Source organism: Bradyrhizobium rifense (assembly GCF_008123425.1).
GTDB classification, from domain to species: domain Bacteria; phylum Pseudomonadota; class Alphaproteobacteria; order Rhizobiales; family Xanthobacteraceae; genus Bradyrhizobium; species Bradyrhizobium rifense.
Window position 1 is genome coordinate 38,603 of sequence record NZ_VSSS01000077.1, and the last position, 15,299, is coordinate 53,901.

Genomic DNA, 15,299 nt, shown 5'->3' on the forward strand with positions numbered 1-15,299 from the left:
GGACAACGTCATGCTCAAGAGTCATAGAGCATGACCCTCGCCGACTTCCTTCCCAAGGACGTCAGTCTCACCATCGTGATGGCGCTCTGCGCCATCGCTTTCGTTTCGGGCACCGCGCGCGGCTTCTCCGGCTTCGGCTCCGCGCTGATCTTCATGGCCTTGGCGAGCAGTGTGGCAGCGCCGCGGCAGGTCGCGGCATTACTCCTCGTCATCGATTTTGTTGCTGCCGCGCCGCTGCTGCCCGACGCGTGGCGAAAGGCCGACCGCAAGGCGACCGCCGTGATCGTGCTCGGTGCGCTGGTCGGCGTTCCCGTCGGCACCTATTTCCTCAGCGTGCTCGAGCCCGTCACCACGCGCTGGATCATCTCCTGCTTCGTCGCCGCACTGCTTCTGCTGTTGCTGTCAGGCTGGCGCTATCGCGGCAAGGACCACGCCTGGCTCTCGGTCGGAATCGGCGGGCTCTCCGGCTTCTGCAGCGGACTGGCGCAGACCGGCGGGCCGCCGATCGTCGGCTATTGGCTCGGCCGCCCCATTGCTCCCATCGTCGCGCGCGCCAACATCGTGCTGTTCTTCGGCGCGTCCGATTTCTTCTCGATGGTCAGCTATGCCACCACCGGCCTGATCTCGCGCGAATCGCTCGTGCTGTCGCTGATCGTCGGCCCGGTCTACGCGATCGGCGTCGCCTTCGGCGCATCGCTGTTCGGCCGCGCCAGCGAAACGATCTTCCGCAGGATTTGCTACGGGCTGATCGCGCTTGCAGTGATCACCGGACTACCGGTGCTGGACGGGATTTTGCGCTAGCTCGCCTATTGCCTCGGCGCGCGACGCTTTCTCGTCGACTGCGTGGGCACCTCGGCGGGCCCGTCCTTCAGCGCGCCGATCTTGCGGAGGGCGGCGTCCGCGGCGCGCTCGCCGCTGTCCCAGGCGCCGTCGACGGTGCCCCACAGCGTCTCATGCGTGGCTTCGCCGGCGAGGAACATGTTGCCGATCGGCTCGGTCAAAACTTTTCGCGACAACTGGCCGCCGGGCGAGGCCGCCGACATCGCGCCCATGACATAGGGCGAGGCGTTCCAGCGCGTCACAGCGGTCTTCTGTATGTTGGCGGCCACTTCGCTGCCGAACAGCTTTGTGATCCACTCCTCCGCGAAGGCCGCCATCGCCTTCTCGCCCTGCTCGGAGAGATCGCGGCCGAATGAACCGCCGACGTCGATCGAGCACAGCGAGGAGCCGCCGATATTTGCAAACATCAGCGCGGTGCGCGTCGAGTTGCTCTGCTCGATCAGGATATCGTCGCGCGACAGCCCGAGCGGATTGCCCGGCAGCTGCAGCACGATGTGATCGTAGCTGCCAAGACCGAGTTTAGAGGCCGCATCGAGCGTGCGCTTGGGGATATCAGGGGCGAACTTGATCGCCCCGCTCGTGAGCACGTTGGTCGAGACCGTGATGATGGCCGCGCGCGCGGCGATCTTCCCGGCCTGCGTCTCCACGCTGACGTCGCGATTGCTCCAGACGATCCGGCTTGCCGGTGTCGCAAGTGCGACCGGCGCTTGTTCTCCGAGCTTGGCGATCAGCGTGCCCAGACCCTGGCGACAGGCGATCGGGGCGTTGCGATCCTGCGCACGCGCCTTGTCGATCGCCGACAGCTCTTTCAGATCCTTGCCGGCAAAGCTCGCGCCGAGCACGAATTCGGCGGCGCCCGCCCAATCGCCGAGATCCTTTGGCAGGACCGACGCGCAGGACGTATCGAGCTTGCCGCGCGAGGCCTCGTCGATGGAGCGGTTGGCGCGCACCAGCGCCGCCAAAAACTCCTCGGTCTCGCCCGCGCGCGCATTACGGCGGCCGATGCGCATCTTCTGGCCCGACGGTGCCGGGGAGACATCGAGCCCGGCACTGCGCGCCAGCCGGATCATCGGGTTTGTGTCGGGATTGTGCATCCAGCGCGCGCCACGATCGAACGGCACGTCGAAGGTGGTGCTGTCGGTGATGCAGCGCCCTCCGATTTGCGACGCCGCCTCCACCACGACCACCTTGCGATTGGCCGCCATGACGCGCCGCGCTGCAGCGATTCCGGCCGCACCCGCACCGATCACGACAATGTCAGCCTCGCGCGGCAAGGGCGCAGCGGTCGCGCGCAGGACCGGCGCTGCGGCCAAGGCTGCCGACGCCGATAGGAAGCTGCGGCGCGTGATTGTCATGTCATGGTTTCCGGGGACTTGCGGCGAACGGGAACAGCCAGCGAACCTTGCCGTATCTGATGTTGCGCAGCAACCATCATGGTGAATCAATCGTGCTTGAAGTCACAGAGCCATGAACTGAATTGCAACAGGTTTGGACCATGGTACAGATGGAAAAAAAGATGGCCAGAAAGGCCTGGGGGAGTTCATGGGGACGGTTCTAGATTCAGTCGGCAAGTTGATAGCCGCGTACCTCTCGAAAGAGGTGCCGGGCTACGAGCCGTTCACGCCGAGCGACCCGGAGCACCTGCGCGGCGTCATCGAGCCCGGTGACGTGCTGCTGGTCGAGGGCAACAACCGCATCTCCGGCATCATCAAATATCTGACGCAGTCGACCTGGTCGCATGCCGCGCTCTATGTCGGCCCCGTCGAGGGCGCAGTTGAACCCAACGGCGAGCCGCATGTGCTGATCGAGGCCAATATCGGCGAGGGTGTCACCTCCGCGCCGCTGTCGAAATATTTCCCCTACCACACCCGTGTCTGCCGTCCGGTCGGGCTGTCCTATGAGGACCGCACCACGGTGTGCCGCTATGCTATCAACCGCATCGGCTTCGGCTACGACACCAAGAATATCATCGACCTGATGCGCTTCCTGTTTCCGCTGCCGATCCCGCAGCGCTGGCGGCGGCGCATGATCGCGATCGGGTCGGGCGATCCGACCAAGATCATCTGCTCGGCGCTGATCGCGCAGGCCTTCGACGCGGTGCGCTATCCGATCCTGCCGAAGATCACCAAGGCCGGCAGCCGCGCCGCCCGCCGCGAGATCCTGCACATCCGCGATTCCTCGCTCTATATGCCCCGCGACTTCGACATCTCGCCCTATTTCGAAGTGGTCAAACCCACCATCGTGCACGGCTTCGACTACACAGCCTTGCACTGGGCCGACAAGCAAAAGCCGCTCGAGGAGGTAGCGGGCTCATTCGGTGTGTTTCCAGAAACGCTCCGTGCGCCGCCGCTCGTTCCTGAAGCGGCTGACGAAGAAGCGCCGGCTGAGGCTGAGCAAGTGAGCGCACAGCCTGCGGAGATGGGTGTCGCCTTCTCCGAGCACTTTGTGATGCTGAAAGAGCTCGCGACGTATCGCGCGCAGGGGCCGACGCAGGAGATGGCGGCTTAAGGCATCGCTCCCTCCACCGTCATTGCGAGGAGCGAAGCGACGAAGCAATCCAGAATCCTTCCGCAGCGGGATTCTGGATTGCTTCGCTTCGCTCGCAATGACGGGAGCCCTACCGCTCCGCGCGCCCGATCACCGCCATCAACTCCGCGATCTTCTCGCGCTGATCCGACTTGTCCCCGCTCGCAATGGCGTGCTCGACGCAATGGGCGACGTGGTCTTTCAAGACCTCCTCCTCGACCCGGCGCAGCGCGGCGCGCACCGCCGAGATCTGCGTGACGATGTCGATGCAGTAGCGGTCCTCCTCGACCATCTTCGAGAGGCCGCGAACCTGCCCCTCGATCCGGCCGAGGCGTTTTCCGACGGATGCCTTGATGTCCTTGCGCATGCCGCCTATATACCCCCATAGGGTATATGTTGCAAGGCCGGAGCATTAGAATGAACGAGCCCGAACACAGGCATCACCACCATTCGGACGCTGATTCCGGATGCGGTTGTTCCGCTCAGGCCACCCCGCCCGCTGCCAAACCTGCGGCGGCCTCATGCTGCGGCGGGCACGGCGATCATGCCAACCATCATCATGACCATGGCGCAGCCGCGACAAAGGTCCTTGATCCCGTCTGCGGCATGAGCGTCGACCCCGCGACCTCGAAGCATCGGTTTGAGCATCACGGCGAGACCTTCCATTTCTGCTCCGCCGGCTGCCGCACCAAATTCGCTGCCGATCCCGCAAAATATCTCGCGAAAGAAAAGGCGCCCGAGCCGGTGGTGCCGGCGGGCACGATCTACACCTGCCCGATGCATCCAGAGATCCGCCAGGTCGGACCCGGGAGCTGCCCGATCTGCGGCATGGCATTGGAACCCGAGGTCGCGAGCCTGGATAGCGGACCCAATCCGGAGCTCGCCGACATGACGCGGCGGTTCTGGATCGGCGGCGCGCTGGCGCTGCCGCCTGTGGTGCTGGAGATGGGTGGCCATCTCGCAGGTCCGCACAACTGGATCGACCCGACTTGGTCGAACTGGATCCAGCTCGTCTTTGCGACCCCTGTCGTGGTCTGGGCCGGCTGGCCGTTCTTCGTCCGCGGCTGGCAGTCGCTGGTGACGCGCAACCTCAACATGTTCACGCTGATCGCGATGGGCACCGGCGTCGCGTATGTCTACAGCCTGATCGGCACCGTCGCGCCGCAGATTTTCCCCGCCACCTTCCGCGGCCATGAGGGCGCGGTCGCCGTCTATTTCGAAGCCGCCGCGGTCATCACCGTCCTGGTTTTGCTCGGCCAGGTTCTGGAGCTGCGCGCCCGCGACGCGACGTCGGGCGCGATCAAGGCGCTGTTGCAGCTCGCACCAAAAACTGCACGACGCGTCGATGCCGCGGGCGGCGAGCATGAGGTCGAAATCGAATCTCTGCACGCCGGCGATTCCTTGCGCGTGCGCCCCGGCGAAAAAGTGCCGGTCGATGGCGTCATTCTGGAGGGACGTTCCTCGCTCGATGAATCGCTCGTGACCGGCGAATCCATGCCGGTCACCAAGGAAGTCGGCGCAAAAGTCATCGCCGGCACGCTCAACCAGTCGGGCAGCTTCATCATGCGCGCCGACAAGGTTGGGCGCGAGACGCTGCTGTCTCAGATCGTGCAGATGGTCGCGGATGCACAACGCTCGCGCGCGCCGATCCAGCGGCTGGCGGACCGGGTCGCCGGCTGGTTCGTGCCGACCGTCATCGCTGTTGCTGTCATCGCCTTCGCCGCCTGGGCCTGGTTCGGGCCGGAGCCGAGGCTCGCCTTCGGCCTCGTCGCCGCCGTCAGCGTGTTGATCATCGCCTGCCCCTGCGCGCTGGGCCTGGCGACCCCGATGTCGATCATGGTCGGCGTCGGCCGTGGTGCGCAGGCCGGCGTGCTGATCAAGAATGCCGAGGCGCTGGAGCGGATGGAGACAATCGACACGCTGGTAGTCGACAAGACCGGCACGCTGACCGAAGGCAAGCCGAAAGTTGTCGCGATCGTTCCGGTTGCCGGCTTTGCGGAGGATGACATCCTCCGGCTTGCAGCCAGCGTCGAGCGCGCCAGCGAGCACCCGCTCGCCGACGCCATTCTTCGCGCGGCGAAAGAGAAGCAGCTCACGCTTGGCCAGGTCGAAGACTTCGATTCGCCGACGGGCAAGGGCGCGACCGGCAAGGTCGATGGCAAGACTGTGGTCCTCGGCAACGCCAAGTACCTGACATCGATCGGAACCGACACCACCGCGCTTGACGCTGAGGCTGAACGCCTGCGTGGCGACGGCGCCACCGTGATCAACATGGCGATCGACGGCAAGCTCGCCGGACTGTTCGCCATCGCCGATCCGGTCAAGGCTTCGACGCCAGAGGCGCTAAAGGCGCTCGCCGCCGAAGGCATCAAGGTGATCATGCTGACCGGCGATAACCGCACCACCGCGGAAGCCGTGGCACGGCGGCTCGGCATCACCGATGTCGAGGCCGAGGTGCTGCCGGACCAGAAGAGCGCTGTGGTGACAAAGCTGCAAAAAGCCGGCCGCAGCGTCGCGATGGCCGGCGACGGTGTCAACGACGCACCGGCGCTGGCGGCGGCCGAGGTCGGCATCGCCATGGGCACCGGCACGGATGTTGCGATGGAAAGCGCGGGCATCACCCTGCTGAAAGGCGACCTCACCGGCATCGTGCGTGCGCGAAAACTGTCGCAGGCGACGATGAGCAACATCCGGCAAAACCTGTTCTTCGCCTTCATCTACAATGCCGCCGGCATTCCGATTGCCGCCGGCATCCTCTATCCCGCCTTCGGCGTGCTGATGTCGCCGATCATCGCAGCGGCTGCGATGGCGCTATCCTCGGTGAGCGTGGTCGGCAATGCGCTGCGGCTGCGCGCGACGCGGCTGTGAGGGACGCAAAATCCGTGTAGAACAGGTCCATTCGGCGGCACCCGCGGAGAGGACCTGATGCAGCGGATTACGATCACGATCGAGGATGATCTCCTGGCGGAGATCGATGCCGCAGCCGAGGCGCGCGGCTACCAGAACCGCAGCGAGATGATCCGCGATCTCGCCCGCGCCGGGCTGCAGCAATCGAGCGAGGACACCGCGCAGAGCGGCCCCTGCGTCGCCGGCCTCGTCTATGTCTACGACCACGCCGCGCGCGATCTCTCAAAGCGGCTGGTGCAGGAATTCCACGGTCATCACGACCTCGCGCTGGCGACCCTGCACGTCCATCTCGACGACAACAATTGCATGGAGATGACGGCGCTGAAGGGCGATGCTGCCGAGGTCAAGCAGTTTGCTGACCATATCATCGCGGAACGCGGCGTGCGTTATGGGCGTGTGGTGATGATCCCGACGGGAGAAGGCAAGCCTGCCAAGGCGCGGAAGCACGGGCACGGCCATCGGCATAAGTAATTCTTCTCCCTCTCCTCGCCTGCGGGGAGAGGCGAAAGCGCCTCACGCCGCCTTCGCTGCACTCCCACCGGGCAGACCTGCCCGCGCCACTCCGCCGTAGAGCTGCTCGTTCGGCATTTCCTCCCGCAGGATCCTGCGCACCGCGATCAACCTGTCGAGATCGATGCCCGTCGTAAAGCCCTTGCTCTCGCACAGGAACACGAGGTCCTCGAACACGACGTTGCCGGTCGCGCCGGGCGCGAACGGGCAACCGCCGAGGCCGCCGAGCGAGCCGTCGAGGATGCGGACGCCTTCGTCGAGCGCCGCGGCGGCGTTGGCGATGCCCATGCCGCGGGTGTCGTGGAGATGGATGCAGATCGGCTTTGCTCCGGCGAGCTTGACCGCGGCGCGCGACAACTCGCCCACCGGCTTCGGCCCGGCATAGCCGACGGTGTCGGCGATCGCGACAAAATCGACGCCGGCCTCGAGGCACTTGTCGACCAGCCGCAGCACCTCCTTGGGATCGACCGCACCGGTGATCGAGCAGCCGAGTGCCATCGAGATCGCGGCGTTGACGAGCGGCTTGTGGGAACTGGCGTCGCGCATCTCGCAGAGGCGCTTCACATTGGCGATTGCGGACTCGCGCGAACGATGCGCGTTGGCCTGGCTGTGCTCTTCGGTGGCCGAGACCACCGAGGCGATCTCGCCGACGCCGGATTCGAGCGCCTCGTTCACCCCACGCTCATTGAGCGCAAGCGCGATGCCGTGGGCACCGGGCAGGCTGGCCACCGTCGCGATGACATCGCGAACATCGACGAATTGCGGAAAGGTCTTTGCCGGCAGGAATGAGCCGACCTCGAAATGCCGGACGCCAGCGGCGTATTCCTCGCGCACCCAGCGTTGCTTGGCCTCGGTTGATGGAATCTTCTTCACGAGCTGGAGCCCGTCGCGCAGGCCGACCTCGCGCAGGCTGACGCGGTCAGCGGGGTAGATGGTCTCGATCCGGCTCATGCGCGCCTCCCAGCGGCTTTTGACGTGACGTCGTTGTTGTCGATCTCGGCGCGGACCGCCGACGTGTCTGCGCCGAGCGGCGCGACTTTCAGGCCTTCGCCAAAATGACTGCCGTTCCATTCGAGCGGCAGCGTCGGCACGTGGAACGGCTTGCCGTCGGCGGTGAGGTTGGTGACGAGGCCACCCGGCCGCAGCACATGCGGGTCGGTGAGGAGATCTTCCGGCCGGTTGATCGGCGAGAAGCAGATGTTAAGCGCATCGAGCCGTTGCGAGAGCTCCGCCACGTCCCGCTGGCGGATGATCTCGGCGACGCGTGGAAGGATCCGCGGCCGCGCCAGGATGCGATCGGTGGTGGTGCGCAAACTGGGATCATCGAGGAACTCGGTCAGGCCGAACTCGCGGCAGAACGCCTGCCAGTGGCCCTCGGTGACGACCCCGATGAAAATGCGGCCGTCGCCGGCGGCATCGAAAATGTCGTAGATCGGCCAGGCGTGCTCGCGCTCGGGCATCGAGCGCGGCTTGTTGCCGGTCATCTCGTATTCGACCATGTGCTGGGCGACCAGGAACAGGCAGTTCTCGAACAGGCCGATGCGGATATCGGCACCGTCGCGCTTGCCGCCGCGCTTCTGATAGAGCGCCGCCAGGATCGCGATCACGCCAAACATGCCGCCCATGATGTCGTTGGCGGAGGAGCCGACGCGCTGCGGCTTCTCCTTGGTGCCGGTCATGGCAGCGAGCCCCGACATCATCTGCACGACCTCGTCGAGCGCGGGACGATGCTCATAGGGGCCGGACAGAAAGCCCTTATGGCTGGCGATGATCAGATGCGGATGAAGGCGGCGCAGTTCCTCGGCACCTAACCCCTGCTTTTCGAGCAGGCCGTCGCGAAAATTCTCCAGGAACACGTCGGCAGTTTCCAGCAGCCGGTGCATGGTGTCGCGATCCTCAGGCTTCTCGAAGTCCAGCACGACGCTGCGCTTGCCGCGGTTGAACAGCGGGAAGAACGCGGTGCCCATGCCGCCGAGCGAGCGGGTCTTGTCGCCGGCGGGCGGCTCGACCTTGATCACCTCGGCGCCGAGTTGCGCGAGGATCATGCCGCAGGTCGGACCCATCACCATGTGAGTCATCTCGACGACCCGCACGCCTTCGAGCGGCAATCCGGTCTCAGCCATACGTCACTCCCTGTCGGTTCGGCTTGAAGACTAGGCCTTCACAAGCCTTCTTAAAAATATAATCTGTCGAATGGTGTCTTCGCAGTTATAGAACGCTTCACCGACATGGATTCGCGCCAGCTCCGCTATTTCATCGCCGTCTATGAGCAGCGGAACCTGTCGCGCGCGGCCGACCAGGTGAATGTCGCCCAATCCGCGCTCAGCCATCATATCTCGAATCTGGAAGCCGAGTTCGCAACGCCGCTGTTCGAGCGCAAGTCGCGCGGCATGGACCCGACGGCGGCCGGCGAGCGGCTCTACGAGCACGCCCGCATCATCCTGCGCGCGATGGCAGAGGCCGAGACCGAGGTGCGCGAGGGCGCCCGCGTCATCGCCGGCGAGATCTCGATCGGCATGGCCAATTCCGGCGTCAAGGCGATCGGCGTCGAGCTGATGCGCACGGTGCTGGCCAAATATCCCAAGCTCAAGCTGTCGCTGACCGAGAGCCTGTCGGGCGCGACGCTGATGCATCTGATGATCTCCAATGTCGATCTGGCGCTGGTCTACAACCCGCCGTCGGAGAAGGAGCTGATCACGGAGGCCGTGCTCGAAGAGGAGATGTTCCTGGTCGGCATTCCAAAACTGGTCGGCAAGAGCAAAACCCCGATCCGCTTCGAGGAGCTGAGCCGGCTGCCGCTGATCCTGCTGCGTTACGGCCTTGGCCTGTCCTCGCGCGCACTGCTCGACGATCCCGTCCTGCTCAAGCGGCTGGAAGGCAGCGCGATCCTGCACGCCAACTCGATCACGGGCATGACCGGCGCGCTCGTGGAGGGGCTCGGCTGCACCATCGCGACAAAGCTGTTCGCACGCGAGGAACTCGCCGCCGGCCGCCTGGTCGCGCGCGAAGTGATCGCCCCGAAGCTTACCCGCACGCTCTATCTCTGCCGCCTGCGCAATCGCCCGATGACTTACGCGATGGAAGAGATGCGGCGGTTGATGCTGTCGCTGATCGCCGAGCAGGTGCGCGCGGGGGCATGGCAGGCGGAGCTGGTGAAGTAGCTGCCTCTCCAACGACGGTGCGCTCCCTCGCCCCGTTCTTACGGAGAGAGGGTTGGGGTGAGGGGCCTCTCTCAACACGTGAGATCGTCGAGGGACCTGTACCCCCTCACCCGGAATTTGCTGACGCAAATTCCGACCTCTCCCCGCAAGCGGGGCGAGGTCAGAAAACCCCGAGTTCGAAAATCTCGAACGCTCCCATCGATATGTTCTTCTGGATTTCCGTCTTCACCCCGCCAACATGGCGCGGTCCGGCAGAGCTTGCGAAAAACCACAGAGCTGAGCCGCCGGGAAACGCGCGCGATCCGCGCGCCACGGGGAGGACATCATGAGCGTTGTCGGCATCGACACAGGCTTTGAGCTCGGCGCTGCACCATCCGGACCGGACGAGATCTCGCGACGGCTCGAGGCGATGCCGGCCACGGGCTATGTCTGGCGGCTCGTCATCCTGCTCTCGCTCGGCGGCTGTTTCGAGATCTACGATCTGTTCCTGACCGGCTACATCGCGCCGGGGCTGAGCCGCAGCGGATTGCTCTCCACGACGACAACGGCCTTCTTCGGCTTCTCCGGCATCGGCGCCTTCGTCGCCGCGACCTTTGCCGGCCTGTTCGTCGGCACTTTCTTCCTCGGCTTCCTCGCCGACCGTTTTGGCCGCCGCGCGATCTTCACATATGCGCTGCTCGGCTACACCGCGGCATCGGTGATCATGGCTTGCCAGACCTCCTCGGAAGGCCTGCTGCTCTGGCGCTTCCTCGCCGGCATCGGCATTGGCGTCGAGGTCATCACCATCGATGCCTACATCACCGAGCTCGTGTCGAGCCGGATGCGTGGACGCGCGTTTGCGGTGAACCAGTCGATCATGTTCGTCGCCGTGCCAATCGTCGCCTTCCTCGCCTGGTGGCTGGTGCCGCTCGCGCCTTATGGCATCGAGGGCTGGCGCTGGGTGGTGCTGATCGGCGCCGCCGCCAGCATGATCATCTGGGTGCTCAGGCTGTTCCTGCCCGAGAGCCCGCTCTGGCTGGCGCGTCATGGTCGCACCGAGGAGGCGTTCCGGATTCTTGCAGCGCTGGAAGCCAGAGGCGGAGGTGCGACGCCGAGCCCTTCATCTTCGCTCGCGCGGCCAACAGCGCAAACAGCAGCGCGCATCAACTTCACCGATCTGTTCCGGCCGCCTTATCTGTCGCTCGTCGTCCTGTTCATGGTGTTCAACCTCTGTCAGGCCTTCGGCTTCTACGGCTTTGCCAATTGGGTGCCGACGCTGCTGGTGGAGAAGGGCATCACCGTCACCAAGAGCCTGCAATATTCCTTCATCGTCGCCTTCGCCTATCCGATCGCGCCGTTGCTGGCCGCAAGCTTCGCCGACAAATTCGAGCGCCGCTGGATCATCGCCGGCGCCTGCATCGCCATCATCGCCTTCGGCATGGCGTTCGCGCAATTGACCGAGCCCGGACTGCTGATCGTCTGCGGCGTGCTGCTGACGGCCTGCAACACGACGATGTCGTACGCCTATCACGCCTACCAGACCGAGGTGTTTCCGACCCAGATCCGTGCGCAGGCGTCCGGCCTCGTCTATTCCATGAGCCGGCTGAGCGCGACGTTCTCCGGCTTCATCGTCGCCTACATGCTGAAGGAGGCCGGCGTCACCGGCGTGTTCGGCCTGATCACCGTGGCCATGCTGATCGTGGTGATCGCGATGGCACTGTTCGGCCCCAACGTGCGCGGCAAGGCGCTGGATACGATGTAGCTCGGTCGTCATTGCGAGCGTAGCGAAGCAATCCAGTCTGCCTCCGCGGAGAGACTCTGGATTGCTTCGTCGCAAGGGCTCCTCGCAATGACGGAGGAGAGAGCGTCTACAAACTCACGCCGCCAGCAAATTCTGCAGCGCCGCGCCGTTGGGGACACCGAGGCCTGAGCAGGCGTCCCAGCCGGGACCGGCCTTGTACATGCCGTGCAGGGAGCCGGTGATGTCGTTATTGCCGATCGTGATGTCGCGGAACACGCCTTGTGCATGGGAGGCGTAGATCAGCGGGTTGATGAAGCCGACCGTCTTGCCGAATTTCTTGGTCGTCGCCTCGTTGATGCGGGCGATCAATCCGGCCATCAGCGGCGCCACCGCGCTGGTGCCGCCGATCGTGGTCATGACGCCGTTGAGGAAGATCTGATAGCCGGTTGCGGGATCCGCATCGCCGGAAACGTCGGGCACGCCGCGCCCGACCGAATGCGACGGCGATTTCGGCACATGGGCGTGGGCCTGGTATTGCGGCCTGGGGAATACGATGCTGACGCCGCCGCCACCCGCGCCGTCCTGCGGGCCACCGTTCCAGACGACCTCGGTGATCGTGCCGTTCGAGGCCTTCAGATTGGTTCCGCCGCAAGCCAGTGCAAACGGGCTCGAGGCCGGGAAATCGGCGTGCGGCTTGCCGTCCCACCCGTCGGCCATGTCCGCGGAGCCATTGTCGCCGGAGGCGACACAGACGGTGACGCCCATCGCGGCGGCATCGCGGATCGCCTCGTTGAGGCCGTCGACGAATTGCTGTGAGCCGGCCGGATCTTCCGGTCCGCCCCAGCTGATCGAGATCACCGAGGGTTTTCGCGCGGTGTCGTGGACGGCGGCCTTCACCGCATCGATGAAGCCGTTGGTGGTGTTCGGCGCGAAATAGACCACGATCCTGGCACCCGGCGCGATCGCGCCGGCCACCTCGATGTCGAGCACGACCTCGCCATCAGCCTCGGAATGGCCGGGCTTGTTGGCGCCGCCGTCGACGCTTGCGGGCACGATCTGCGGCATTGGGATGCCTGCCTTCTTGAAGAAGGTCTTCAGGTCGGAGGTCTTGTAGCCGGCGCCCGTGGGGTGACCCTCCTGGTCAATGTCGTTGAGCTCGATGATGGCGATGCACTGGCCCGCGCCGGTCTCGCCGCCCGGGAAGTTGTAGAGCTGCGCGATCTGCTCGACCGAGAAGCTGCCGCCGTGCCCCGCACGCGCGGTCGCGCCCTTTTTCGCCAGCTTGCGCCGGAAATGCGGCTGCGCCACAGGCCGGTTGTCCAGGCCGTGCACGCCGACCACGATGCCTTCGAGCTCGGCCGGGATCTGCACATTGCCCTTGCGCATGCGATAGGTCGCGCCGTCGTGCTTGACCTTGTTGAGCTTGACGCCGAAGGCAGCAGACATCGCCTTCACCGTGCCGGTCAGCTTCACCGTGCGGGAGGCCAGGTGCACGCTCTTGACGTTGAGCTCGTTGTGATGCGCGAAATCGTCGATCTTGGCAACGTCGGTGGTATCGGCGCCCATCTGCTCGGCGAACTCGGCGCGGGAAAGATATTCCCGCTCGCGCGGCGGTTGCGCGCCGAGCGCCATCACCAGTTCATCGTCGGCGCGCTTGGCACGCAGGCGAACGCTGATCTCGATTTCCTGCTTGGGATCGGCCGCGCCGACGAGCTTGGCTCCCTTCGGCAATTTCCGGGCGCTGTTCACGAGCGCAACACGCTTGGTCGAGCTTGCCATGACTTCCTCCGTTTGTGATTGGAAGGCGGATTGTTGCACCTCAACTATAGGTGTAATCTCAGCGGCGAATTGGTTCAGATGATTGAGCGTTTTTTTCAAAACCAGTCTTGTTTTACAGAGTCAATTCTCTGCTGCTTCAAATCGGCACGAAATCGGTCAATAGTGCGGACCATTCGCGCCTGCTTTTTCGACCTCAGATTGCAACCGTTGGCTGGTCTGGCCGACCAATGAAGACGCTTGTCAAAAACAATTGGCGGAGACCGCGTGATGCCTGCTGACCGCAAATGGGTTGAGAAGAATCTCGGGTTCGATCCGATCACCACACCGCCGCCGCGCGAGACCTTCGTGGTCAAGCGCGTCGCGGACGCCGCCGTGAAGAAGACCGCCAAGGTCGCGCCCGAGGACTTTCAGCGCGAGATCATCGATTTCGATTCCGAATCGACCGAAGGCCGCGCGTTCTTGGCCTTCTCGACCGCGACCGGGCTGTCGCGCTTCACCGACATTCCCTGGCCCAAGGGCCTTGCGCCGCAGACCGGGCCGAAGCCCGCGGGCAACGGCAAGGGCCCGCTGCCGCGCGCCGACGTGCTGGTCGTGACCTGGACCGTCGACGAGGGCCACGCGCTCAGCCGCGTGCTGACGCCGGGCAAGGACTCGCACAACGACTACATCCCCTACACGCATAATTACGCGACGATCTCGACGAAGATGCGCAACGGCTGCCCGGCCAAGGAGCTGAAACGGCTCGGCGCCTTCTGGACCACGACGATCGGCAAGAAGAAGGTCGTGGTGTTCAAATCCGATTCGCACATGTCGCAGGACGGCCCGCAGCTGCCGAATATCGACGTCTGGCGCCAGATCATCACCGAGGTGCAGCCCACGCTCGTGATCACCACGGGCACGGCTGGCGGCATCGGCAAGCAGGTCGAGGTTGGCGACGTCGTCGTCAGCCCGATCGTGCGCTTCGACTGCCTCTCGAAGTTCAAGAAGCAGCCGTTTGCGCAGGAGCATTTTTCCAGCAAATCGGCCAAGACGACGAAATTCGCAACGGCCAAGACACTGTTCAAGGCCAATGCCGGGCAACTGCCGAAGACCAACACCCGCGCGCCGAAGATATTCGTCGTCGCGCCGAGCGGCCTGTCATCCTCCGTCGTGACCACCGACTTCTTCGGCTTCGACACCTCGGACAATCACTTCGGTCTGCAGGGGCTCGGCGACGTCTCGGAGATGGGCGACGCCATCCTGGGTCTCGTCGCCCAGGAGATGGGCGCCAAGGCGCCGCGCTGGCTCGCGATCCGCAACGTCTCCGATCCGCAGATCAAGGCTGAAGGCACCCTGAAGCAGCAGGAACAGGTCGCCGCCCAGATCTACAAGGGATTTGGCCGCTGGAGCACGGTCTGCAGCGCCATCACCTGCTGGGCGAGCATCGTGGCGGAACCATAGGGCATGATCCGGAAAAGTGTGACGCGGTTTTCCCTCGCGACAAACGCGGAACGCGTTTGCGCGGAGATCATGCCCAAACAATAACGCCGCATCGGCCCAAGGGTCTTGGTCGTGTAAAAACGCCTTCCGCGGGAGGGCGGTGAGAAGCCAGGACGGTTCGGTCTCAGGCCGCGATCGCAGCGATCAGCGGCTTGATCCCGACGATGTTCATGACCCTTGTTAGATTGTAGGCCAGAACCGAAAGAGCCATCTCGGCGGCTACTTTCGGAAGCGTTTTGGTCAGGAAGTGTGTCGCGCCCATGCGGGCCTTCATTGTGCCGAACGGATGCTCGACGGTCTCGCGACGTTGACGCATAGCCATCGGGTTCGCATCAAGGCGCTGCTGCACAGCATCGAGCAGATGTTCATGCTCCCAT

13 protein-coding genes are annotated in these 15,299 nt (G+C 64.5%); 7 read left to right on the forward strand and 6 right to left on the reverse strand.

Annotated features, from left to right (window positions below; genetic code table 11):
* The first annotated feature begins 30 nt into the window (after window positions 1-30).
* Window positions 31-801: a sulfite exporter TauE/SafE family protein gene (locus FXB40_RS41230; protein WP_148777998.1), complete on the forward strand. Its 771-nt coding sequence runs from the start codon at window positions 31-33 to the stop codon at window positions 799-801.
* A gap of 5 nt (window positions 802-806) precedes the next feature.
* On the opposite strand, the gene FXB40_RS41235 is transcribed toward FXB40_RS41230, so the two are convergent.
* The gene (locus tag FXB40_RS41235) at window positions 807-2,195 is read right to left on the reverse strand and encodes a flavin monoamine oxidase family protein (protein ID WP_148777999.1); all 1,389 of its coding nucleotides are present in this window, start codon (window positions 2,193-2,195) and stop codon (window positions 807-809) included.
* Window positions 2,196-2,382: 187 nt separating this feature from the next.
* Here FXB40_RS41235 and FXB40_RS41240 point away from each other — a divergent pair, with 187 nt between their 5' ends.
* Window positions 2,383-3,348: a YiiX/YebB-like N1pC/P60 family cysteine hydrolase gene (locus FXB40_RS41240; protein ID WP_148778000.1), complete on the forward strand. Its 966-nt coding sequence runs from the start codon at window positions 2,383-2,385 to the stop codon at window positions 3,346-3,348.
* A gap of 109 nt (window positions 3,349-3,457) precedes the next feature.
* On the opposite strand, the gene FXB40_RS41245 is transcribed toward FXB40_RS41240, so the two are convergent.
* Complete coding sequence (locus tag FXB40_RS41245) at window positions 3,458-3,733, reverse strand: metal-sensitive transcriptional regulator (RefSeq protein WP_027535553.1); 276 nt, start codon at window positions 3,731-3,733, stop codon at window positions 3,458-3,460.
* Window positions 3,734-3,783: 50 nt separating this feature from the next.
* On the opposite strand from FXB40_RS41245, the gene FXB40_RS41250 reads away from it, so the two are divergent.
* Window positions 3,784-6,234, forward strand: a complete 2,451-nt coding sequence (locus tag FXB40_RS41250; RefSeq protein ID WP_187437493.1) for a heavy metal translocating P-type ATPase — start codon at window positions 3,784-3,786, stop codon at window positions 6,232-6,234.
* A 57-nt stretch (window positions 6,235-6,291) separates the two neighbouring features.
* Complete coding sequence (nikR, locus tag FXB40_RS41255; protein ID WP_148778001.1) at window positions 6,292-6,744, forward strand: nickel-responsive transcriptional regulator NikR; 453 nt, start codon at window positions 6,292-6,294, stop codon at window positions 6,742-6,744.
* Window positions 6,745-6,786: 42 nt separating this feature from the next.
* On the opposite strand, the gene FXB40_RS41260 is transcribed toward nikR, so the two are convergent.
* Entirely contained in the window at window positions 6,787-7,734 is a 948-nt protein-coding gene (locus FXB40_RS41260; RefSeq protein ID WP_148778002.1) for a hydroxymethylglutaryl-CoA lyase, read from the reverse strand.
* Window positions 7,731-8,906: a CoA transferase gene (locus FXB40_RS41265; RefSeq protein ID WP_148778003.1), complete on the reverse strand. Its 1,176-nt coding sequence runs from the start codon at window positions 8,904-8,906 to the stop codon at window positions 7,731-7,733. Before FXB40_RS41265 ends, FXB40_RS41260 begins: the two co-directional genes overlap by 4 nt.
* Before the next feature lie 105 nt (window positions 8,907-9,011).
* Here FXB40_RS41265 and FXB40_RS41270 point away from each other — a divergent pair, with 105 nt between their 5' ends.
* Window positions 9,012-9,944: a LysR family transcriptional regulator gene (locus tag FXB40_RS41270; protein WP_148778004.1), complete on the forward strand. Its 933-nt coding sequence runs from the start codon at window positions 9,012-9,014 to the stop codon at window positions 9,942-9,944.
* 325 nt (window positions 9,945-10,269) lie between these two features.
* Window positions 10,270-11,685, forward strand: coding sequence for an MFS transporter (locus FXB40_RS41275; protein ID WP_148778005.1), 1,416 nt, complete (start codon window positions 10,270-10,272; stop codon window positions 11,683-11,685).
* Window positions 11,686-11,799: 114 nt separating this feature from the next.
* Here FXB40_RS41275 and FXB40_RS41280 read toward each other — a convergent pair whose 3' ends face one another.
* Window positions 11,800-13,443, reverse strand: a complete 1,644-nt coding sequence (locus FXB40_RS41280) for a S53 family peptidase (RefSeq protein WP_148778006.1) — start codon at window positions 13,441-13,443, stop codon at window positions 11,800-11,802.
* Between the two features lie 267 nt (window positions 13,444-13,710).
* Here FXB40_RS41280 and FXB40_RS41285 point away from each other — a divergent pair, with 267 nt between their 5' ends.
* Entirely contained in the window at window positions 13,711-14,883 is a 1,173-nt protein-coding gene (locus tag FXB40_RS41285; RefSeq protein ID WP_148778007.1) for a phosphorylase family protein, read from the forward strand.
* A gap of 163 nt (window positions 14,884-15,046) precedes the next feature.
* On the opposite strand, the gene FXB40_RS41290 is transcribed toward FXB40_RS41285, so the two are convergent.
* Window positions 15,047-15,299, reverse strand: a 253-nt coding sequence (locus FXB40_RS41290) for a transposase (protein WP_148778008.1), incomplete at its 5' end; no start/stop codon positions are given.

Bases quoted from the DNA above. Each gene is read 5' to 3' on its own strand.
- FXB40_RS41285 (WP_148778007.1), top strand. From the start codon at position 13,711: ATGCCTGCTGACCGCAAATGGGTTGAGAAGAATCTCGGGTTCGATCCG.
- FXB40_RS41250 (WP_187437493.1), top strand. From the start codon at position 3,784: ATGAACGAGCCCGAACACAGGCATCACCACCATTCGGACGCTGATTCC.
- FXB40_RS41245 (WP_027535553.1), bottom strand. From the start codon at position 3,733: ATGCGCAAGGACATCAAGGCATCCGTCGGAAAACGCCTCGGCCGGATC.
- FXB40_RS41230 (WP_148777998.1), top strand. From the start codon at position 31: ATGACCCTCGCCGACTTCCTTCCCAAGGACGTCAGTCTCACCATCGTG.
- FXB40_RS41260 (WP_148778002.1), bottom strand. From the start codon at position 7,734: ATGAGCCGGATCGAGACCATCTACCCCGCTGACCGCGTCAGCCTGCGC.
- FXB40_RS41240 (WP_148778000.1), top strand. From the start codon at position 2,383: ATGGGGACGGTTCTAGATTCAGTCGGCAAGTTGATAGCCGCGTACCTC.
- FXB40_RS41235 (WP_148777999.1), bottom strand. From the start codon at position 2,195: ATGACAATCACGCGCCGCAGCTTCCTATCGGCGTCGGCAGCCTTGGCC.
- nikR (WP_148778001.1), top strand. From the start codon at position 6,292: ATGCAGCGGATTACGATCACGATCGAGGATGATCTCCTGGCGGAGATC.
- FXB40_RS41280 (WP_148778006.1), bottom strand. From the start codon at position 13,443: ATGGCAAGCTCGACCAAGCGTGTTGCGCTCGTGAACAGCGCCCGGAAA.
- FXB40_RS41275 (WP_148778005.1), top strand. From the start codon at position 10,270: ATGAGCGTTGTCGGCATCGACACAGGCTTTGAGCTCGGCGCTGCACCA.
- FXB40_RS41270 (WP_148778004.1), top strand. From the start codon at position 9,012: ATGGATTCGCGCCAGCTCCGCTATTTCATCGCCGTCTATGAGCAGCGG.
- FXB40_RS41265 (WP_148778003.1), bottom strand. From the start codon at position 8,906: ATGGCTGAGACCGGATTGCCGCTCGAAGGCGTGCGGGTCGTCGAGATG.